General features: G+C 71.9%; 19 protein-coding genes. 15 read left to right on the top strand and 4 right to left on the bottom strand.

The window, feature by feature from the left end; translation table 11 throughout:
* Nucleotides 1-41: 41 nt before the first annotated feature.
* Nucleotides 42-1,118, bottom strand: a complete 1,077-nt coding sequence (locus JNO54_RS11660) for a LacI family DNA-binding transcriptional regulator (RefSeq protein ID WP_204144049.1) — start codon at nt 1,116-1,118, stop codon at nt 42-44.
* Nucleotides 1,119-1,219: 101 nt separating this feature from the next.
* On the opposite strand from JNO54_RS11660, the gene JNO54_RS11655 reads away from it, so the two are divergent.
* The 14 genes from JNO54_RS11655 (at nt 1,220) to JNO54_RS11595 (ending at nt 14,702) form a co-directional block, all read left to right on the top strand.
* Complete coding sequence (locus JNO54_RS11655) at nt 1,220-2,458, top strand: MFS transporter (RefSeq protein ID WP_307818190.1); 1,239 nt, start codon at nt 1,220-1,222, stop codon at nt 2,456-2,458.
* Complete coding sequence (locus JNO54_RS11650; RefSeq protein ID WP_204144048.1) at nt 2,455-3,141, top strand: PaaI family thioesterase; 687 nt, start codon at nt 2,455-2,457, stop codon at nt 3,139-3,141. The genes JNO54_RS11655 and JNO54_RS11650 overlap by 4 nt, the downstream gene beginning before the upstream one ends.
* A 75-nt stretch (nt 3,142-3,216) precedes the next feature.
* Entirely contained in the window at nt 3,217-4,176 is a 960-nt protein-coding gene (locus JNO54_RS11645) for an ABC transporter ATP-binding protein (protein ID WP_204144047.1), read from the top strand.
* The gene (locus JNO54_RS11640; protein ID WP_233703235.1) at nt 4,173-4,943 is read left to right on the top strand and encodes an ABC transporter permease; all 771 of its coding nucleotides are present in this window, start codon (nt 4,173-4,175) and stop codon (nt 4,941-4,943) included. The genes JNO54_RS11645 and JNO54_RS11640 overlap by 4 nt, the downstream gene beginning before the upstream one ends.
* Nucleotides 4,940-6,052: a sensor histidine kinase gene (locus JNO54_RS15020; RefSeq protein WP_204144046.1), complete on the top strand. Its 1,113-nt coding sequence runs from the start codon at nt 4,940-4,942 to the stop codon at nt 6,050-6,052. The genes JNO54_RS11640 and JNO54_RS15020 overlap by 4 nt, the downstream gene beginning before the upstream one ends.
* Nucleotides 6,049-6,657 (top strand): response regulator transcription factor, encoded by a 609-nt coding sequence (locus JNO54_RS11630; RefSeq protein WP_204144045.1) that lies wholly within the window; start codon nt 6,049-6,051, stop codon nt 6,655-6,657. The genes JNO54_RS15020 and JNO54_RS11630 overlap by 4 nt, the downstream gene beginning before the upstream one ends.
* A gap of 48 nt (nt 6,658-6,705) precedes the next feature.
* Nucleotides 6,706-8,991: a maltose alpha-D-glucosyltransferase gene (gene treS, locus JNO54_RS11625; protein ID WP_204144044.1), complete on the top strand. Its 2,286-nt coding sequence runs from the start codon at nt 6,706-6,708 to the stop codon at nt 8,989-8,991.
* Nucleotides 8,992-9,066: 75 nt separating this feature from the next.
* Nucleotides 9,067-9,198: a hypothetical protein gene (locus JNO54_RS14820; RefSeq protein WP_267911244.1), complete on the top strand. Its 132-nt coding sequence runs from the start codon at nt 9,067-9,069 to the stop codon at nt 9,196-9,198.
* Nucleotides 9,199-9,261: 63 nt separating this feature from the next.
* On the top strand, nt 9,262-9,510 hold the full coding sequence (locus JNO54_RS11620; protein ID WP_204144043.1) for a hypothetical protein: 249 nt from the start codon (nt 9,262-9,264) through the stop codon (nt 9,508-9,510).
* A 179-nt stretch (nt 9,511-9,689) separates the two neighbouring features.
* Nucleotides 9,690-10,271: an ATP-dependent Clp protease proteolytic subunit gene (locus JNO54_RS11615; RefSeq protein WP_204144696.1), complete on the top strand. Its 582-nt coding sequence runs from the start codon at nt 9,690-9,692 to the stop codon at nt 10,269-10,271.
* Nucleotides 10,272-10,299: 28 nt separating this feature from the next.
* Nucleotides 10,300-10,974, top strand: a complete 675-nt coding sequence (locus JNO54_RS11610; RefSeq protein ID WP_307818188.1) for an ATP-dependent Clp protease proteolytic subunit — start codon at nt 10,300-10,302, stop codon at nt 10,972-10,974.
* A 286-nt stretch (nt 10,975-11,260) separates the two neighbouring features.
* Nucleotides 11,261-12,556 carry an ATP-dependent Clp protease ATP-binding subunit ClpX gene (gene clpX, locus JNO54_RS11605; RefSeq protein WP_204144042.1) on the top strand — a complete coding sequence of 432 codons (1,296 nt, stop codon included), beginning with the start codon at nt 11,261-11,263 and terminating at the stop codon, nt 12,554-12,556.
* Between the two features lie 7 nt (nt 12,557-12,563).
* Nucleotides 12,564-13,940, top strand: a complete 1,377-nt coding sequence (locus JNO54_RS11600; protein WP_204144041.1) for an FAD-binding oxidoreductase — start codon at nt 12,564-12,566, stop codon at nt 13,938-13,940.
* 39 nt (nt 13,941-13,979) lie between these two features.
* Complete coding sequence (locus JNO54_RS11595; RefSeq protein WP_204144040.1) at nt 13,980-14,702, top strand: hypothetical protein; 723 nt, start codon at nt 13,980-13,982, stop codon at nt 14,700-14,702.
* 3 nt (nt 14,703-14,705) lie between these two features.
* Here the strand turns inward: JNO54_RS11595 and JNO54_RS11590 are convergent, their stop codons facing one another.
* Nucleotides 14,706-15,344 (bottom strand): CPBP family glutamic-type intramembrane protease, encoded by a 639-nt coding sequence (locus JNO54_RS11590; RefSeq protein ID WP_204144039.1) that lies wholly within the window; start codon nt 15,342-15,344, stop codon nt 14,706-14,708.
* 33 nt (nt 15,345-15,377) lie between these two features.
* Nucleotides 15,378-18,026 carry a valine--tRNA ligase gene (valS, locus tag JNO54_RS11585; RefSeq protein WP_204144038.1) on the bottom strand — a complete coding sequence of 883 codons (2,649 nt, stop codon included), beginning with the start codon at nt 18,024-18,026 and terminating at the stop codon, nt 15,378-15,380.
* 80 nt (nt 18,027-18,106) lie between these two features.
* Between valS and JNO54_RS11580 the strand changes: the two genes are divergently transcribed.
* Nucleotides 18,107-18,880 (top strand): lysophospholipid acyltransferase family protein, encoded by a 774-nt coding sequence (locus tag JNO54_RS11580; RefSeq protein ID WP_204144037.1) that lies wholly within the window; start codon nt 18,107-18,109, stop codon nt 18,878-18,880.
* A gap of 87 nt (nt 18,881-18,967) precedes the next feature.
* Here JNO54_RS11580 and JNO54_RS11575 read toward each other — a convergent pair whose 3' ends face one another.
* Nucleotides 18,968-19,504, bottom strand: coding sequence for an NUDIX hydrolase family protein (locus JNO54_RS11575; RefSeq protein ID WP_204144036.1), 537 nt, complete (start codon nt 19,502-19,504; stop codon nt 18,968-18,970).
* Between the last annotated feature and the right edge of the window lie 26 nt (nt 19,505-19,530).

The following is a 19,530-nucleotide window of genomic DNA, read 5'->3' as shown; positions in this document are numbered from 1 at the left end:
CGCCGGTCGGGTCCCCCTTCGCCGTCACCGGGCAGGTGCCGTCAGGCGGGTGGGGGAGCGGTGGTCGTCCCGACCCGCAGGGCCGTCTCCTGGACGAGGTCCTCGGTCGGCTCGCCCGCGAGGGTGCGTGCGACGAGGTCGCCGAGGAGCCTCCCCTTGGCCTGGCCGTGCTGGTCGACGGTCGTCAGCCGGTGCGGCGACCACGGGGCGACGATGCCGTCGAAGCCGGTGACCGAGACGTCCTCGGGGACCCGCAGACCGAGCTCATCCGCCGCGCGGAGGACGCCGAGGGCGAGCAGGTCGCTCTGTGCGGCGACGGCGGTCGGCCGGTCGGTCGCGTCGGCGAGCAGCGCCATCCCGGCGGCATGCCCGTCGTCGACCGAGCTCGCGTCGGCCGCCTGCCAGGCCGCGCGCTCGGGGCCGAGGACATCGCGCAGCCCGAGGAGGCGGTCGCGGCTGTCGGTGAAGCTCGCATCCTCCTCGGCGCCGCGGGGGAGGGGTCCGGCGCTCGCGCCCGGGCGCATCGGCATCGTCACGGCCGCGACGTCACGGTGGCCCAGCCCGGCGAGGTGCCGCGCCACGGACGCGCTCGCGGCCCGCTCGTCGATGCGGACCTGCCGCACGCGAGGGTCGGCGGGGCGGCCGGTGCCGAACATCGGGATGCCGCGGGCGGCGCAGTGCTCGACGACCGGGTTCTGCACCGGCCCGCAGAGCGAGAAGACGAGGGCGTCAAGGGCCATGCCGGCGAGCTGGTCGACGACGGAGCCCGGGTCGTTGGGCGGCTGGCTGAGCAGCAGCATGCCGCTGCCGAGCTCTTCGAAGGCCTCGGCGAGACCGTCGAGGACGCTCACGGCGAAGGGGTCGCGGAAGGCGAGCATGAGCCGGCCCTCGACGAGGACGGCGACCGCACCGGCGCGGCCGCTGCGCAGCGAGGACGCGCGGGGGTCGGGGCCGGCGTAGCCGAGCTCCTCGGCGGCAGCCCGGACCCGCGCGGCGGTCTCGGGGGCGACGTTGCCGCGGCCCGAGTAGGCGATCGAGGCGGTAGAGGTCGAGACGCCCGCGCGCTGGGCGACGTCGCGCAGCGTGGGCCGTGCGCTGGTTTGACGTGACCGGGTCATGGCGGCCACACTATCGAAACGATTCGATCGAAACGATTCGACCGGCTCCCACCGACCCGATCCCGCGCCGGGATCCCCCTTCGCACCGCCCGAGGACACCCGTGACCCACGTGCCTGGCAGCACGACGACCGCCCGCGTCGGCCCCGACCAGACGGTGGCGGCGCACCGCGCCGTCCTGCTCGCCTTCGCCCTCGCCGGAGTGGCCTTCGCGACCTGGGCGTCGCGTCTGCCGGACATCAAGCGGCTGCTCGACCTCACCTCGGGTGAGCTCGGCATGACCCTGCTCGCAGGCAGCGTCGGCTCGCTCGTCGCGCTGCCCCTCGCGGGCCGGATCTCCGAGCGGATCGGCACCAACCGTGCGGTCGCCGTCGGTGGCGTGCTCGCGGCCGTCGGCATCGTCGGTGTGGGCCTCGGCGCGAGCGTGGTCGGGTCGCGCTGGTTCGTCTCCGGCGCGCTGCTCATCACCTCGGTCGGGGTCAGCCTCTGGGACGTCGCGATGAACCTCCAGGGTGCGACGACCGAGCGCGCCCGCGGTCGCGCGACGATGCCGCTCTACCACGCGTTCTTCAGCGGGGGCACGGTGCTCGCGGCGCTGCTCGGCGCCGGCCTCGTCGCCCTCCACGTGCCGGTGATCGCGCACCTCGCCGCGGTCGTCGCCGTCGTCGTGCCGCTCGTCGTCCTCGGCCAGCGCCGCTTCCTGCCCGACCCCGTGCACGTCGCCGACCCCGCGGAGGGCGCGCCGGCGCGCTCGGCCTGGCGCGAGCCGCGGACCCTGCTCATCGGCCTCTTCGTCCTCGTCGCCGCCTTCACCGAGGGGACCGCCAACGACTGGATCGCGGTCGCCTTCGTCGAGGGGCACCACGTGCCGACCTGGGCCGGCGTCGTCGCCTTCGCGTGCTTCCTCGGCTCGATGACCGCCGGGCGGGTGCTCGGCACGCGTCTGCTCGACACCTACGGCCGGCGTCGGGTGCTCTTCCCGATGCTGCTCGTCGCCGCGGTGGGCTCGCTCCTCGTCGTCTTCGCGCCGCCCGCGCTGGCGTACGTCGGCACGCTGCTGTGGGGCTTCGGCGTGAGCCTCGGCTTCCCCGTCGGCATGAGCGCCGCGGCGGACGACCCCCGCAGGGCCGCCACCCGCATGTCCGTCGTCGCGACGATCGGCTACGGCGCCTTCATCGTCGGGCCGCCGGTGCTCGGCTTCCTCGGCGACCACGTGGGCATCCTGCGCGCCCTGCTCGTCGTCTCGGTGATGATCCTGCTGGCCCTCATCACCCTGCCCGCCGTGGCGGAGGAGGATGATCCCCGACGACTGGCCGCACAGCAGCGAGGAGAGCAGGCATGACCGCAGGGACCTTCGAGTCGCCCTTCCCCGTCGAGGACCCTCAGGCCCTCGCCGCGCAGGAGGCGGCCTACGCCGACCTCGCCGGCTCGGTGCGACGACTCGTCGACGCCACCCTGAGGACGAGGGTCGCGACGGCTGACGTCCCAGACCTGGTCGCCCGGGTCGACGCGCTGACCGCCGACCTGCGTCGCAAGGCGCAGGACGGGCCGCTCGGCCTCGAGACCTGCAGCGACGGCCGGCTGCGTGACCACGGCAACGCGATGGTCGGGTCGCGCAACCCGCTCGCCCCGCCGATGGTCATCGAGTCGGACGGCCAGAGCGCCACCGCGACGTGCACGCTCGGGCCGGCCTACGAGGGCCCGCCGCACCACGTCCACGGCGGCATCATCGCGGCGGTCCTCGACCAGGTCCTCGGGCACGTCCCCTCGGCGCTCGGTCGGCCGGGGATGACGGCCTACCTCAACACCACCTACGAGCGACCCACGCCGCTCGGCCGGGTCTCGGCGCGGGCCTGGCTCACCGGCCAGGACGGCTGGAAGATGACCGTCACCGGCGAGCTGCTCGGCCCCGACGGCCAGGTCACCGCCCGCGCGCAGGGACTCTTCGTCGTGCCGCGCTGGGCCCGGGAGCACCTTGGGACACCCACGGGCGACGCCGGGGAGTTCGACCGGCCGCAGGGCTGACCCGTGACAGCTGTCATCTCCCCGACGTGACGAAGGGGGGAGCGCGTCACCTCCTCGTCCGGTCATGCTGGGGGCATGAGAGCAGCGACCGCACCGCAGCGCCCGGCCCCCACGAGCGGCTCCGCCCATCCCGCGCTCCGTCTGCGGGAGGTCTCGAAGAGCTTCGCCGTCGGACGCGACCGCGTCGAGGCCGTGCGCGGCATCGACCTCGAGATCGCGCCGGGCGAGGTCGTCGCGATGCTCGGCCCCAACGGTGCCGGCAAGACGACGACGCTCGACATGGTCCTCGGGCTCACGACGCCCACCTCAGGGACCGTGGAGATCTTCGGTCTCCCGCCCCGCCGCGCAGTCGACGCCGGCCGCATCTCGGCCGTCCTCCAGACCGGCGGCCTGCTCCGCGACCTCACCGTCGAGGAGACGGTGCGGGTGATCGCCTCGACCTTCGAGTCGCCGCAGCCGGTCGCGGACGTCATGGAGCGGGCCGGCATCACCAGGCTCGCGCGGCGCCGGGTGAGCAAGTGCTCCGGAGGTGAGCAGCAGCGGCTGCGCTTCGCGCTCGCGCTCCTGCCCGACCCGGACCTCCTCGTCCTCGACGAGCCGACGGCCGGCATGGACGTCGCTGCCCGGCGGGACTTCTGGGCCGCGATGCACGCGGAGGCGGCGCAGGGCCGCACAGTCGTCTTCGCGACGCACTACCTCGAGGAGGCCAACGCCTTCGCCGAACGCATCGTCCTCGTCGCCGACGGCCGGGTGGTCGCCGACGACTCGACCGAGGCGATCCGGGCGCAGGCGAGCGGCCGCGTGGTCGCGGCCGACCTCGACCCCTCCCTCGACGACGCGGTGCGCGCCCTGCCCGGGGTGCGTGCCTTCGACCGTCATGGCGACCGGGTCCAGGTGCTTGCTGCGGACTCCGACGCCTTGGCCATCGCGCTGCTCACCGATCTCGGCGGCAGCAACCTCGAGATCACCACGGGATCGCTCGACGAGGCCTTCCTCGCCCTGACGACCCCCGCCGACGCAGGAGGCACCCGATGACGACGATCAACCCGACCTTCACCAGGCTCGAGCTCAAGAGGATCTTCCGCGACCCCGTCGGCCTCTTCTTCACCGCGGTCCTGCCGGCCTTCATGTACGTGATCTTCGGCGCGACCCAGAGCTACAAGGACGAGTCGGCCGGCAACGGCAACGTCGCGATGTGGATCATGGTCTCCATGGCTGCCTACGGCGCGGTGACCGCGACGACCTCGATCGGAGGTCTCGCGGCCGTCGAGAAGATGCAGGGCTGGGGGCGCCAGCTCGGCCTGACCCCCATGCGGGACTCGACCTTCGTCGCGAGCAAGGCTGCGACCGCGCTCATCGTCGCGGCGATCCCCATCGCCCTCATCTACGGGATCGGCCTGCTCACCGGGGCGAAGGGGGAGACCCGGGCCTGGGTGCTGTCCGGCCTCATCGTCCTGGCCGGTGGCGCGGTCTTCGCGCTCTACGGCCTGGCCGTCGGTCTCGCCTTCCGCAGCGAGAACGCCGTCGGCGCCGCCTCGGGCGCGCTGGTGATCCTCGCCTTCCTCGGCAACGTCTTCGTGCCGCTCTCGGGGACGATGCTCGACATCGCCCGCTTCACCCCGCTCTACGGCTACGTGAGCCTCGCCCGCCGCCCCCTCACCGAGGGTTACCTCATCACCCAGCAGGGCGCGGCACCCGAGCTCGAGCCGCTGTGGGTCTCGGTGACAAACCTCGCGGTGTGGGGCGTGGTCTTCGCCGTCGTCGCCGTCCTCCTCGTCCGCCGCGGCCGGGGACGCCAGTGAGGCTCGACGAGGCCTCGTCCGTCGGTGCCACGCAGGGGGCGGCACCGACGGACGACCCCTGGGTCCGCTACGGCTGGCTCATGGGGGCGATCTGGCTCGTCTTCATGGCCTTCCCACTCATCGGCGCGGTCCGGGCCGAGGCGTCGTCCGTCGCGAAGGGGGCGACGGTCCTCGCGCTCGCCGTCTTCGCGGGTGTCTACCTCTACGCGATATGGCTCGACGACCAGTCCGCCGCTCCGGGGTCCGGGGTCTACCCGTGGGGCTTCATCGGGCTGCTCGTCGCCCTCGCCCTGGCCGCGGTCCCGGTCATCGGGCTCGGGGCGCTCGGCCTCGTCCCCTTCGTCCTCGCTCTCACCGGGATCGCGCTGCCGACCCGGCAGGCGCTCGCCGCCCTCGTGCTGGCCCTTGTGATCCTCGCGGTGTCGACGTCGGTCTTCGCGCGGGTGGTCGACTGGTTCTTCTTCTTCCTCATCTACCCGATGGTCACGCTCACCCTCGTCCCCGTCAGGGTGCTCGAGGGCGGCAGCGAGCGGCAGCGGGAGGTGGCCCGGCAGCTGGAGATCTCCGAGGAGCGCGAGCGGGTCGCCCGCGACGTCCACGACGTGCTGGGCCACTCGCTGACCGTCGTGACGATCAAGGCCGAGCTCGCCGAGCGGCTCGTCGACGCCGACCCCGAGCGGGCCAAGGTCGAGCTCGCCGAGGTGCGCTCGATCGCCCGCGAGGCGCTCGCCGAGATCCGTGCGACCGTCGCCGGTCTGCGGGTCGCCCGCCTCACCGACGAGCTCGACTCCGCCCGGTCCGCGCTCGGGGACGCGGGCATCGCGGCGAGCGTCGAGGGCGACCCGCACGAGGTCGACCCCCGGCACCGGATCGCCCTGGCCTGGGCGGTCCGCGAGCTGACGACCAACGTCCTGCGCCACAGCGCCGCCACCACCTGCCGGATCGAGGTCGGCGAGGACCGCATCGCCGTCACCGACGACGGCCGGGGCTCGCGGGGCAGCCGTGAGGGCAACGGCCTGCGCGGGCTCCGGGAGAGGGTCGAGCCGACCGGTGGCACAGTGGTCGTCGAGCCGGCCGACCCCGGCACGAGGGTGGAGGTGCGGCTGTGAGCATCAAGGTCCTGCTCGCCGACGACCAGGCGCTCGTCCGGGGCGCGCTCGCGGCGCTGCTCTCGCTCGAGGACGACATCGAGGTCGTCGCCGAGGTCGGGCGCGGGGACGAGGTGCTCGCCGCCGTCGAGTCCTCGGGCGCCGAGGTGGCCCTCCTCGACATCGAGATGCCCGGGCTCACCGGCCTCGAGGTCGCCGCCGAGCTGCGGGCGCAGGGGTCGCCCTGCCGCTCGCTCATCGTCACGACCTTCGGCCGGGCCGGCTACGTCCGCCGGGCGCTCGAGGCCGGCGCGAGCGGTTTCGTCGTCAAGGACACCCCCGCGACCGAGCTCGCCGAGGCGGTCCGCAGGGTCGACGCCGGCCTGAGGGTCATCGACCCGACGCTGGCCGCGGAGTCCCTCTACGAAGGGGTGAACCCCCTCACCCCGCGGGAGCAGGAGGTGCTCCGCGAGGCCCTCACCGGGGCTCCGGTCTCGACCATCGCGGCGAAGGTCTACCTCTCGCCCGGCACTGTCCGCAACCACCTGTCCGCGGCGATCGGCAAGACCGGGACGACCACCCGGACCGAGGCCGCCCGGGCGGCCCAGGACAACGGCTGGCTCTGACCCCCCTTCGCGCCTGCGCGTCGCCGACGGACCCTAGGGTTGGACCTCATGACCGACACCCCGGACGTCACGCCCGAGCCCACCCCGGACGAGGAGCTGCTCGAGGCGGCCACCGAGTCCGACCTGCTCGAGCACGACCCGAACGAGCCGAACTTCGCGCAGGTCCTCTACCCGGCCCGTCCGCGGGCGCTCAAGCCCCGCGGCCGGCTCCGCCCGACCGGTGCACCGTCGGCCGCCGAGATGCGCTCCGGCGAGCCCTGCGGCGACAACGCGGTCTACGTCGACTGGCTCAAGAGCCAGTCGATGCTCGCCGACGCCAAGGCGATCGCGGGCCACTTCTCCGGGGTCGGGTCGATGTGGCAGAACCCCTACGCAACCCCGGACCCGCGGCTGGCGGTGCGGACCGCGTCGGTGTGGTTCACCGCCTACCCGATCTCGATGATCACCGCGCCCGGCCGCTCCTTCCTCGCCACCCTCGGCGCGGACGACCTGTGGAGCACCTTCTCCGAGATCGGCATCCAGGGCCTGCACACCGGACCGGTCAAGGTCGCCGGCGGCATCTCCGGCTGGTCGATGACGTCGAGCATCGACGGGCACTTCGACCGGATCTCGACGCACATCGACGGGGCCTTCGGCACCGAGGACGAGTTCCGCTACATGTGCTCGACGGCGGCCACCTACGACGGCACGATCATCGACGACATCGTCCCCGGCCACACCGGCAAGGGCGCCGACTTCCGGCTCGCCGAGCTCGGCGTCGAGGACTACCCGGGGATCTACCACATGGTCCTCATCCACGAGGAGGACTGGGGCCTGCTGCCCGACGTCCCTGAGGGGCGTGACTCGGCCAACCTCGACGAGGAGGCCGAGCAGGCTCTCGCCGACGCCGGCTACATCGTCGGCAAGCTCCAGCGCGTGATCTTCCACGTCCCGGGCGTCAAGGACACCAACTGGTCGGTGACCGCGCCGGTGACCGGGCCCGACGGGGTGACCCGGCGCTGGGTCTACCTCCACTACTTCAAGGAGGGGCAGCCGTCGATCAACTGGCTCGACCCCACCTTCGCCGGGATGCGGATGGTCATCGGCGACGCCCTGCACAGCATCGGCGACCTCGGCTCCGGCGGGCTGCGGCTCGACGCCAACGGCTTCCTCGGGGTCGAGCGCTCGGCCGAGGACTCACCCGCCTGGTCCGAGGGGCACCCGCTCTCCGAGGCGGCCAACCACCTCATCGGGTCGATGGTCCGCAAGGTCGGCGGCTTCACCTTCCAGGAGCTCAACCTCTCGATCGACGACATCGCGACGACCTCCCGCGCCGGGGCGGACCTCTCCTACGACTTCGTCAACCGGCCCGCCTACCACCACGCGCTCGCCACGGGGGACACCGAGTTCCTCCGGCTGACGATGCGCGAGGCGATGGACCGGGGGGTCGAGGCGGTCGGTCTCGTCCACGCGCTGCAGAACCACGACGAGATGACCTACGAGCTCGTCCACTTCGCGAGCGAGCACAGCGACGCGGAGTTTGTCTTCCGCGGCGAGGAGATCACCGGCGAGCTCCTCGCGGCGACGATCCGCGGCGAGCTCATCGACCGGCTCACGGGCGAGGCCGCGCCGTACAACCACGTCTTCACGACGAACGGCATCGCGAGCACGACCGCCTCGATCATCGCCGCCTCGCTCGGCATCAGCGACCTCGACACGATCGGCGAGGAAGAGGTCGCCCGGATCCGCCAGGCGCACCTGCTCCTCGCGATGTACAACGCCCTGCAGCCGGGCGTCTTCGCGCTCTCCGGGTGGGACCTCGTCGGCGCCCTCCCGCTGCCCGCCGACCACCCGAAGGTCGAGCCGCTGCTCGAGGGCGGCGACACCCGCTGGGTCCACCGCGGCGCCTACGACCTCCTCGGGGCGGACCCCTCCGCCGAGGGGTCGAGCGCGGGCATGCCCCGCGCCCGCGCCCTCTACGGCACCCTGCCGGAGCAGCTCGCCGACGAGACCTCCTTCGCCCGTCGGCTCAAGGACCTGCTCCACCTGCGCGGCTACTTCCAGATCGCGACGACCCGCCAGGTCGATGTCCCCGACGTCGCGCACCCGGCGATGCTCGTCATGGTCAGCGAGTACGACGGCATCGAGGGACAGATGCAGGTGACCGTGCTCAACTTCGCCGCCGAGCCGATCGCCGGCACGGTGATCAGCGAGCACCTCGCCCCCGGGTCCCGGCTCATGGACATGGGCGACGGGTCGCGTGTCGGCGAGGTCGACCAGCTGCACGGCTTCCACGTCGAGCTCGAGGCCCACTCCGGGCTGGCCCTGCTCGTCACCGCGCCCAAGGAGAGCTGACGGCCGGGACGAAGGGGTGAGCTCACCCCTTCGTCCCGGCGTCGCCGCAGGTCAGGGCGGGCTAGCGTGCAGGCCATGACCCACGACCCGAACCGGCCCCGCGTCCAGATCCGCCCGCTCGGCGGCACGGCCGGCTGCCTCGGCATGATCCTCTTCTCGATCATCGCCAGCATCGTCCTCACCGTGCTGCTCAACGTCCTGCTCTGAGTCCGGCTCCCACCTCATCCCGCTCTCATCACCGTCTCATCCTCGGAAGGAACCGTGGGACCCATGCGACGCTCACTCATCACCGCCCTGGCCCTCTCGACCTCCCTCGTCCTCGCTGCCTGCGGCGGCGACTCCGCGGAGGAGACGCCCGACGTCCCGTCGGTCACCCAGACCCAGGACCCGGGGGACTCGGGCGACAGCTCCGAGGACGACAACGACGACGACTCGGACGACGACGGCACGGACGACTCGGAGGACCAGGACGACGACAACGACGGCACCGACGACCAGGATGACGACGACCAGGGCTGACCTCACCCCCTTTGCCCCTCCCGGCCCGTTGCGCTCACGGCGAACACATCGACGGGCCGGGAGTAGGCGGGCCGCTCCCGGCGTTAGGGTCACTGACAAGTCATATCGATGACCCCGATCACGGAGAGCGAGCGAGCGTGAGCCACCCGAACATCGTCGCGGCCGGCCCCCAGGGCGGCATGGGCCTCGACGACCACATCTACCAGCGGCTCCTCAAGGAGCGGATCATCTTCCTCGGGTCCGACGTGCGCGACGACAACGCGAACGCGATCGCGGCGCAGATGCTCCTCCTGGCCGCCGAGGACCCCGAGAAGGACATCTGGCTGTACATCAACAGCCCCGGCGGCTCGATCTCGGCGGGCATGGCGATCTTCGACACGATGAAGTGGATCCCCAACGACGTCGCCACCGTGGCCATGGGCCTCGCGGCCTCGATGGGCCAGTTCCTCCTGTCGGCCGGCACCCCGGGCAAGCGCTACGCCACCCCCCACGCCCGCGTCATGATGCACCAGCCCTCCGGCGGCATCGGCGGCACGGCCTCGGACATCAAGATCCAGGCCGAGCAGATGCTCTTCGTCAAGAAGCAGATGGCCGAGCTCATCGCGCAGCACACCGGCCAGACCGTCGAGCAGATCGAGGCCGACTCCGACCGCGACCGGTGGTTCTCCGCCGAGGAGGCCAAGGAGTACGGCTTCATCGACCACGTCTTCGAGAGCGCGGCGCAGGCCGGTCCGGGTTCTGACAACCCGGTGACCGACTGAGCGCGGCGAGAGACCAGGAGAGACACTGATGCACTTCGACCCCCAGGCCCGCACGTCGATGCCCGGCGACGCCCCGATGCGCCCCGGCCCGTCGAGCCGCTACATCCTGCCGAACTTCGAGGAGCGCACCTCCTACGGCATGAAGCGGATGGACCCGTACACCAAGCTCTTCGAGGACCGGATCATCTTCCTCGGCGTGCAGGTGGACGACGCCAGCGCGGACGACATCATCGCCCAGCTGCTCGTGCTCGAGTCGATGGAGCCCGAGCGAGACATCCTCATGTACATCAACAGCCCCGGCGGCTCGTTCACGGCCATGACGGCGATCTACGACACGATGCAGTACATCCGCCCGGACATCCAGACCTTCGTCATCGGCCAGGCCGCCTCGGCCGCCGCGGTGCTCCTCGCCGCCGGCGCGCCAGGCAAGCGCTTCGCCCTGCCGAACAGCCGGATCCTCATCCACCAGCCGGCGCTGGCCGGCGGCGAGTACGGCCAGGCCTCAGACATCGAGATCCAGGCCAACGAGGTGCTCCGGATGCGGACGTGGCTCGAGGAGACCTGGGCCAAGCACTCCGGCAAGTCGCCCGAGGAGGTCCGCAAGGACATCGAGCGCGACAAGATCCTCGGCGCCGACGAGGCCAAGGAGTACGGCCTCATCGACCAGGTGCTCACGCCGCGCAAGGCCTCGCTCGAGGACTGACCGACCTCGGTCCACCCGCGGGGGAACCCGCCGCACGCAGCGCGCGTCTCATCCTCATGAGACGCGCGCTGCTGCGTGTCGCGACCGGGCTGGCCAGGTGGGCCGTCCGGGTGGCTGACCCCCGTTCGCCCGGCCGTTGCGCTGTCAGCGGACAGGCGCGACGCGCCCGTGCCACGCGGTGTCCAATAGGTGGCACGGCAAGGTCCGCCGGGTAACGTCGAGGGCGTCGCCCGGGCGCACGGATCACGCCCGACATGCAGGGGCGCACCGATCGAAGGGACTGGACGTGGCACGAGTCGGCGAGAGCGGAGATCTCCTCAAGTGCTCCTTCTGCGGCAAGTCCCAGAAGCAGGTCAAGAAGCTCATCGCGGGCCCCGGCGTGTACATCTGCGACGAGTGCATCGACCTCTGCAACGAGATCATCGAGGAGGAGCTCTCCGAGGGCACCAGCCTCGGGCTCGACGAGCTGCCCAAGCCGCGTGAGATCTTCGAGTTCCTCGAGAAGTTCATCGTCGGCCAGGACGGGGCCAAGAAGTCCCTCGCCGTCGCCGTCTACAACCACTACAAGCGCATCCAGATCCAGGAGAGCGCGGCCGGCGGCACGGCCGCCAAGCGGGACGAGGAGCAGGTCGACATCGCGAAGTCGAACATCCTGCTCATCGGCCCGACCGGCTGCGGCAAGACCTACCTCGCCCAGACCCTGGCGAAGATGCTCGACGTCCCCTTCGCCATCGCCGACGCGACCGCCCTGACCGAGGCCGGCTACGTCGGCGAGGACGTGGAGAACATCCTCCTCAAGCTCATCCAGGCCGCCGACTACGACGTCAAGAAGGCCGAGCAGGGGATCATCTACATCGACGAGGTCGACAAGATCGCCCGCAAGGCAGAGAACCCCTCGATCACCCGTGACGTCTCCGGCGAGGGCGTGCAGCAGGCCCTGCTCAAGATCCTCGAGGGGACCACGGCGTCGGTGCCGCCGCAGGGCGGGCGCAAGCACCCGCACCAGGAGTTCATCCAGATCGACACGACGAACGTCCTCTTCATCGTCGGTGGTGCCTTCGCGGGGCTGGAGAAGATCATCGAGTCGCGCAGCGGCAAGAAGGGCCTGGGCTTCGGCTCCGAGCTGCACACCCCGACCGATCTCGCCGAGTCGATCGTCGACGTCATGCCCGAGGACCTCATGAAGTTCGGGCTCATCCCCGAGTTCATCGGTCGGGTCCCGGTCATCACGACGGTCGCCCCGCTCGACCGCGACGCGCTCGTGCAGATCCTCACCGAGCCGCGCAACGCGCTCGTCAAGCAGTACCGCAAGATGTTCGAGCTCGACGGCGTCGAGCTGGAGTTCACCGAGGAGGCCGTCGCCGCCATCGCCGAGCAGGCGCTGGCTCGCGGCACCGGCGCGCGTGGCCTGCGCGCGATCATGGAAGAGGTCCTCCTCCCCGTGATGTTCGACGTGCCGAGCGACGAGGGCATCAAGCAGGTCGTCGTCACCGACGAGACCGTCCGCCACAACGTCCTGCCGACGATCGTGCGCCACGACGAGAGCGCCAAGCGCAAGCCGAAGCAGAAGCGCTCGGCCTGAGCCCTCGATGGCCGCTCCGCAGCCCGAGGCGCTCGCCGAGCTCGCGTCGCTCCTCCCCGACGGGGTGCTGACGCGCACCCCTGAGGCACTCGAGAAGTATCGCTACGACGGCTCTCGCGACCTTGCCGCCGAGCCGCCCGTCGCCTGCGTGCGGGCCGAGAGCACGGACCACGTCGTCGCCACGCTCCGCTGGGCGAGCGCCCACGGGGTGGCCGTCGTGCCGCGAGGAGCCGGGACCGGGCTCTCCGGGGGAGCGTCGGGGCAGCGCGAGGCGATCACCCTGTCCACCGAGCGGATGCGCACCAGCACCGTCGACCCCGCCACCCGCACCGTGCGCGTCGAGGCGGGTGCGCTCAACGCCGAGGTCAAGGCCGCTGCCGCCGCGCACGGGCTCTGGTACCCGCCGGACCCCAGCTCGTACGAGACCTGCTCGATCGGAGGCAACATCGCGACCAACGCCGGCGGCCTGTGCTGCGTCAAGTACGGCGTCACCGCCGACTACGTCCTCGGGCTCGAGGTCGTCCTCGCCGACGGCACCCTCCTCACCCTCGGCGGCACCCACGTCAAGGACGTCGCGGGGCTCGCGCTCATGCCGCTCTTCGTCGGGAGCGAGGGCACGCTCGGGGTGATCACGGCGGCGACCCTGCGGCTCGTCCCGGCACCGCACCCCGCGGCGACGCTCGTCGCGACCTTCCCGACGGTGCGGGCAGCCGCGGACGCCGTCGTCGCGATCGGCTCCCAGGTCGCCGCGTCGATGGTCGAGCTGCTCGACCATGCCTCGATCAACGCCGTCGAGGACTACGCGCCGATGGGGCTCGACCGCTCCGCGGGAGCGCTGCTGCTGTGTCGCTCGGACGCCGTCGGGACGACACGGGATGCCGAGATCGCGACGATGCTCCGGGCCTGCGAGGAGTCCGGGGCCACCGAGGTCTTCTCCACCGACGACCCGGCGGAGGGCGAGATGTTCATGCAGGCCCGGCGGCTGGCGCTGCCGGCGCTCGAGCAGCGTGGCCGGGTGCTCCTCGAGGACGTCGGCGCGGCCGTGCCTCTCCTGCCCGACCTGCTCGCCCGGATCGAGGCGATCGCGCAGTCACGCGGCGTGGCGATCCCCGTCGTCGCCCACGCCGGCGACGGCAACACCCACCCGATCATCGTCGTCGACGCCACCGACCCGGAGGGGGAGGCCAAGGCCCAGGCCGCGTTCGCCGACATCATGGCGGCGGCGGTCGAGATCGGCGGCACGATCACCGGCGAGCACGGTGTCGGCCGGCTCAAGCGCGCTGCGCTCCCCGCGCAGCTCGGCCCCGAGGTCATGGCCGTGACCCGACGGGTCAAGGACGCCCTCGACCCCTTCGGCATCCTCAACCCGGGCGTCCTCCTCTGACCCTGGCGCGACGCCGACGGTGAGGGTTGGATAGGGGCCGTGAGCCCACCCTTCCGTCTCGTCGCCGGAGCGCCCGCGCCGCTCCAGCAGAGCGCGGTGACCTGCGGGGCCGCCTGCCTCACGGTGGCCCGGATGCTTGTCGACCCGCCCTTCGCCCGGTGGGTGCTGGACGGCGCGGGGCACCCGGTCCTCGGGGCCGAAGGGGGGAGCCCGGCGGAGCGCTTCGCCAGCTACGAGCGGACGGTCCACCGGCGCACGAACGGGGTGAGCGTCGGCCGGTCCGGCATCCGTCCGCCGTGGCCGAGGGCGCTCGGGACCCCGCCGTGGGGTGCGAAGGCCGAGCTCGAGGGCGGTGCCTCTGCACTGGGGACCCGCTATGAGTGCGTGGTGGTGCGCCACCTCGGTCGGGACGCCCGCCTGGCCGCCTACGACCGGCTCGTCGAGCATGTCGTCCACGGGGAGCCCGCCCTGCTCTACGTCGGCAACGCGTCGCTGCCGCGGCACGTCACGCTCGTCCTGCCCGGCGACGGCGCTCGGGTGCTCGACATCTACGACCCCGGCAGGGGCACGGTCCGGGTCGCCGAGCGGGATGCCTTCGTCGAGGGTCGCCTGGCACTGTCCGGCTGGCAGCAGCCGTGGCTGCTCGTCCAGCCCACCGGGCACCGACGAGCCAGGGCGCGCGCGGGTGGCGCGCTCGAGGCGCTCCACCTGCCGCGGCTCAGCACCGAGCCGACGCCCGAGGCTCTGCAGCGCAGCCGGTAGCCGTCAGCCCCAGAGCCGCTGCGCGAGATCGAGCGTCGAGGGGAGCAGGAGCAGCATCCCGAGCGACCACACGAGATGCGTGACGACCGGGGCGACGATGCCGCCGGTGACCCGCCGCTGCACACCGGTCGCCAGGCCCAGCAGCAGCCCGGCGAGCACGAGCAGAGGCACCCCGCCCACGACGGTCACGGTCGCGTAGATGGCGGTCGTGACGAGCACGGCGTGGCGACCCGCCACCTCGAAGAGGGCCCCACGGTAGAAGACCTCTTCGGCGATGCCGTTGACCGCGGTGACGAGCACGACCAGCGGCAGCCAGCCGGCCTCGGCGTGCGCGAGCAGCCCCTCGACGGGTCGGGCGAGCACGGGGATGCCCGCGATGACGAAGGCGCCGGCGACGAAGAGCCCGAGCAGAAGGCCACCCAGGGCCAGCCCCTGACGGACCGGGCGGGTCACCCCTTCGTCCGGACCGAGGAGGGACCGGTCCACCGCACCGGCCGTGACCGCCCCGCAGACCCACGTTGCGGCCATCGCCAGCGTGCCCCAGTAGAAGATCGGGTTACCGGGCTCGATCCGCAGTGCCCAGGCCGTGACCGCCATGCCGAGCAGGAGGGTGAACCCGATGGTGACGCGAGCGCGGGTCACCCCCGGCTGCTCGGGCTGGATCGCCACCTCGCCTCAGACCTGCTTCGCCGGCTTGACGAAGGGGACGAGCTCGACGTCGCGCAGCTCCACGCCCGCGCCCTCGGCGTAGCCGAACGACCCGGTGAGACGACCGGCGGCGCGCAGGTCGGCCTCGCCCTGTCGGACCAGCTCGGCGGTCGCGACCGGGGCCACGAGCGTGGCCGCGGTGATCTCTGAGCGCATGCCGACCTTGGCGTCCGACTTGGCCTTGCGGACCTGGCCGAGAGCCTGGCCGACGGCGGTGAGCACCTTGGGGTCACCGGGCTCGGCGAGCGCGAGCTCCTCCGAGGACGGCCAGGTGGCACGGTGCACCGAGCCCTGCTGCCACCACGACCAGACCTCCTCGGTCGCGTAGGGGACGAAGGGGGCGAGCAGCCGCAGCAGGGTCGACAGGGCCAGGCGCAGCGCGGCCCGGGCAGAGGCGTCGCCGCCGTGCGCCCGGTCCTTGACGAGCTCGATGTAGTCGTCGCAGAAGTCCCAGAAGAAGCTCTCGGTGACCTCGAGCGCACGCGCGTGGTCGTAGCCCTCGAAGGCGGCGGTCGCCTCCGTGACCACCTGGCTGAGCGCCGCCAGCATGGCTCGGTCGAGCGGCTCGGTGACGACCGAGGCCAGCCCATGCCGGCCCTCGAGGTCGGGCTCGCCGAAGCCGAGGGCGAACTTGCTCGCGTTGAGCAGCTTGATCGCCAGGCGGCGGCCGACCTTCATCTGGCCGGTGTCGAAGGCCGCGTCGGTGCCGAGCCTGGCCGAGGCCGCCCAGTAGCGGACGCCGTCGGCGCCGTGGTCCTTGACCATCCCCTCGGGGGTCTCGGCGTTGCCCTTGGACTTGCTCATCTTCTTGCGGTCCGGGTCGAGGATCCACCCAGAGATGCCCGCGTCGGTCCACGGCAGCGAGTCGTGCTCGAGGTGGGCACGTACGACGGTCGCGAAGAGCCAGGTCCGGATGATGTCCTGGCCCTGGGGGCGCAGGTCCATGGGGAAGACATGGGCGAAGAGGTCGTCGCCCTCACGCTCGGCCTCGAGCCAGCCGCCGGCGATCTGCGGGCTGAGCGAGGAGGTCGCCCAGGTGTCCATGACGTCGGGGTCCCCGACGAAGCCGCCGGGCACGCCGCGCTGCGACTCCTCGTAGCCGGCAGGCACCTGGGCCGCCGGGTCGACCGGCAGCTGCTCCTCGGACGGCACGATCGGGTGGTCGTGGTCCGGCTCGCCATCGACGTCCACGGGGTACCAGACCGGGATCGGCACACCGAAGAAGCGCTGCCGGCTGATGAGCCAGTCGCCGTTGAGGCCGCCCACCCAGTTCTCGTAGCGGGTGCGCATGAAGGAGGGGTGGAAGTCGAGCTCGCGGCCGCGGGCCAGGAGCGCCTCGTTGAGGTCGCGGTCGCGGCCCCCGTTGGTGATGTACCACTGGCGCGAGGTGACGATCTCGAGGGGCTTGTCGCCCTTCTCGAAGAAGTTGGCCTTGCGCTGGGTCTGCTGGGGCTCGCCGTCGAGGTCGCCGGACTTCCGGAGGGCGTCGACGACCGCGATGCGTGCCGAGTGGGTCGTCTTGGTCGCCATCTCGGCGTAGACGGCCTGGCCCTGCTCGCTAGTGATCCACGCCGGGGTCTCGCCCTGGATGCGGCCGTTGCGGGTGATCACCGAGCGGGTGGGCAGCTGCAGCTCGCGCCACCAGATGACGTCGGTGAGGTCGCCGAAGGTGCAGCACATGGCGATGCCGGCGCCCTTGTCCATCTCGGCGGCGGCGTGCGCGACGACGGGGATCTCGACGCCGAAGAGCGGGGAGGTGACGCTCTGGCCGAAGAGCGGCTGGTACCGCTCGTCGTCCGGGTGCGCGACGAGGGCCACGCAGGCGGGGAGCAGCTCGGGGCGGGTGGTCTCGATGTAGACCGGCTCGCCGGCCCCGTCCCCTTCGCCCACGCGGTGGAAGGCGACGCGGTGGTAGGCGCCCGGGTAGTCGCGCGCCTCGAGCTCGGCCTGGGCGACGGCCGTCTGGAAGGTGACGTCCCACAGCCCGGGCGCCTCGACCGAGTAGGCCTCGCCGCGGGCGAGGTTGCGCAGGAAGGCCATCTGGGCGGTGGCCCGCGAGCGGTCGTCGATGGTCCGGTAGGAGATGCTCCAGTCCACCGAGAGACCCAGGCGACGCCAGAGCGCCTCGAAGGACTCCTCGTCCTTGACCGTGAGCACGTCGCACAGCTCGATGAAGTTCTGCCGGCTGATCGGCTGCTGGTCGGCCGCCTTGACGCTCTTGCCCTCGGCCCCCTCCTGCGGCGGCACGAAGCCCTCGGCGTAGGGGAGCGTGGCGTCACCGCGGACGCCGTAGTAGTTCTGCACCCGGCGCTCGGTCGGCAGACCGTTGTCGTCCCAGCCCATGGGGTAGAAGACCTCGAGCCCCTGCATCCGCTTGTACCGGGCGATGCAGTCGGTGTGCGTGTACGAGAAGACGTGACCGACGTGCAGCGAGCCCGACGCGGTGGGCGGAGGGGTGTCGATCGCGTAGGTGCGCTCCCGCGGCTGGCTCAGCGCGCGCTCCCGGTCGAAGGCGTAGGTGCCCTGCTCCTCCCATACCGGCCCCCACTTCTCCTCGAGCCCGTCGAGGGACGGGCGATCGGGGATCGACGAAGGGGTGAGGGGGGCGTGGGTCATGGGCCTGATCTTCCCATCACACCTGTGCGCGTGCCGAATCGCCGCCCTCTCTGGGACGGCCGCGCGACTAGGGTGGCGCCATGACTCAGTCCCGCTTCGAGCTCGAGCCGACCTACCGTGCGATCGTGGCCGTCGCACGTCCCGCATTCTTCGGCATGGGCTACAAGTTCACCTTCACGGGACGGCACCACGTGCCCCGCTGGGGCGGGGCCATCATAGCGGTCAACCACACCGCCTACCCCGACTTCCTCTTCGCCGGGATGGCGGCGCGGCGCAAGCACCGCTGGGTGCGCTTCATGGCGAAGAAGTCGATCTGGAGCAACTCCAAGACCGGCCCGATCATGCGGGGCTGCAAGCACATCCCCGTCGACCGGCACGCGGGCGCGGAGTCCTACCGGCTCGCCGTCCAGGCGCTCAAGGACGGCGAGATCGTCGGGGTCTACCCCGAGGCGACGATGTCGCGCAGCTTCGAGATCAAGGAGCTGAAGAAGGGGGCCGCCCGGATGGCGCAGGAGGCCGGCGTGCCGATCCTGCCGACGATCGTCTGGGGCGCGCACCGGATCTGGACCAAGGACGTGCCGAAGAACATCGGCCGGACCAAGACCCCGATCCACGTGACGATCGGCGAGCCGATCCACGTCGGCCCGGACGACGACATCACGGCGAAGACCGAGGAGCTCCGGGCGGTGATGAAGCGTCTCCTCGACGAGACGATCGCCGCTTACCCGACGCTCGAGGGCGAGGACCTCCGCTTCCTCCCGGCCCGTCTCGGCGGCACCGCCCCGACGTACGAGGAGGCCTACGCGAAGGACCTCAAGGACATGACCCGCAAGCGCGACGAGTTCACGGGGTAGTTCCTTTATCGGATAACCCGATAAAGGAACTCGAACCCGACAACGGTTCCCGGGTTCGAGTCACATTCTCGGATAACCCGATAAAGGTCAGACGGCGCAGCCGAGGTGGGCGAGGGCCTGCCGGAGCAGGACGCCGTGCCCGCCAGACATGTCGGCGAGGTGGTCGGGGTCGGCCGCCTCCTCTGGGGTGAGCCAGGCGAGGTCGAGCGCGTCCCGCTGGGGCGCGCAGTCACCGGTCACCGGCACGACGTAGACCATCGCGACCGCGTGCTGGCGCGGGTCGTGGAAGGGGGTCACGCCGGGGGTTGGGAAGAACTCGGCCACGGTGAGCGGCTGCGGGCTCGAGGGGACGGCGGGCAGGGCCATCGGGCCGAGGTCCTTCTCGAGGTGGCGGACGAGGGCGTCCCGGATCCGCTCGTGGTACATCACCCGGCCGGCGACGAGCTCGCGCTCCATGTGCCCGGTGTCCGAGGCCCGCAGGAGCAGGCCCACAGAGTTCACCTCGCCGGTGCCGTCGACCCGCACGGGGACGGCGACGACGTAGAGCATCGGCACCCGGCCGCGCACGTCGTCGAGCTCGGCCCGGCTCAGCCAGGCACCCTGCGGCTCCACATCGGTAGGCATGACTCGATCCTGCCAGAGCACCTGCG

Source organism: Janibacter endophyticus, assembly GCF_016888335.1.
GTDB classification, from domain to species: domain Bacteria; phylum Actinomycetota; class Actinomycetes; order Actinomycetales; family Dermatophilaceae; genus Marihabitans; species Marihabitans endophyticum.
This window is presented reverse-complemented; position numbering and strand designations above follow the sequence as displayed.

Excerpts from the sequence above, each read along its gene's own strand:
- JNO54_RS11620 (WP_204144043.1), top strand. The coding sequence starts at position 9,262 with ATGCGACGCTCACTCATCACCGCCCTGGCCCTCTCGACCTCCCTCGTC.
- JNO54_RS11660 (WP_204144049.1), bottom strand. The coding sequence starts at position 1,118 with ATGACCCGGTCACGTCAAACCAGCGCACGGCCCACGCTGCGCGACGTC.
- JNO54_RS11640 (WP_233703235.1), top strand. The coding sequence starts at position 4,173 with ATGACGACGATCAACCCGACCTTCACCAGGCTCGAGCTCAAGAGGATC.
- JNO54_RS11645 (WP_204144047.1), top strand. The coding sequence starts at position 3,217 with ATGAGAGCAGCGACCGCACCGCAGCGCCCGGCCCCCACGAGCGGCTCC.
- JNO54_RS11600 (WP_204144041.1), top strand. The coding sequence starts at position 12,564 with ATGGCCGCTCCGCAGCCCGAGGCGCTCGCCGAGCTCGCGTCGCTCCTC.
- JNO54_RS14820 (WP_267911244.1), top strand. The coding sequence starts at position 9,067 with ATGACCCACGACCCGAACCGGCCCCGCGTCCAGATCCGCCCGCTCGGC.
- valS (WP_204144038.1), bottom strand. The coding sequence starts at position 18,026 with ATGACCCACGCCCCCCTCACCCCTTCGTCGATCCCCGATCGCCCGTCC.
- JNO54_RS11615 (WP_204144696.1), top strand. The coding sequence starts at position 9,690 with ATGGGCCTCGACGACCACATCTACCAGCGGCTCCTCAAGGAGCGGATC.
- JNO54_RS11610 (WP_307818188.1), top strand. The coding sequence starts at position 10,300 with ATGCACTTCGACCCCCAGGCCCGCACGTCGATGCCCGGCGACGCCCCG.
- JNO54_RS11650 (WP_204144048.1), top strand. The coding sequence starts at position 2,455 with ATGACCGCAGGGACCTTCGAGTCGCCCTTCCCCGTCGAGGACCCTCAG.
- JNO54_RS11575 (WP_204144036.1), bottom strand. The coding sequence starts at position 19,504 with ATGCCTACCGATGTGGAGCCGCAGGGTGCCTGGCTGAGCCGGGCCGAG.
- treS (WP_204144044.1), top strand. The coding sequence starts at position 6,706 with ATGACCGACACCCCGGACGTCACGCCCGAGCCCACCCCGGACGAGGAG.
- JNO54_RS11580 (WP_204144037.1), top strand. The coding sequence starts at position 18,107 with ATGACTCAGTCCCGCTTCGAGCTCGAGCCGACCTACCGTGCGATCGTG.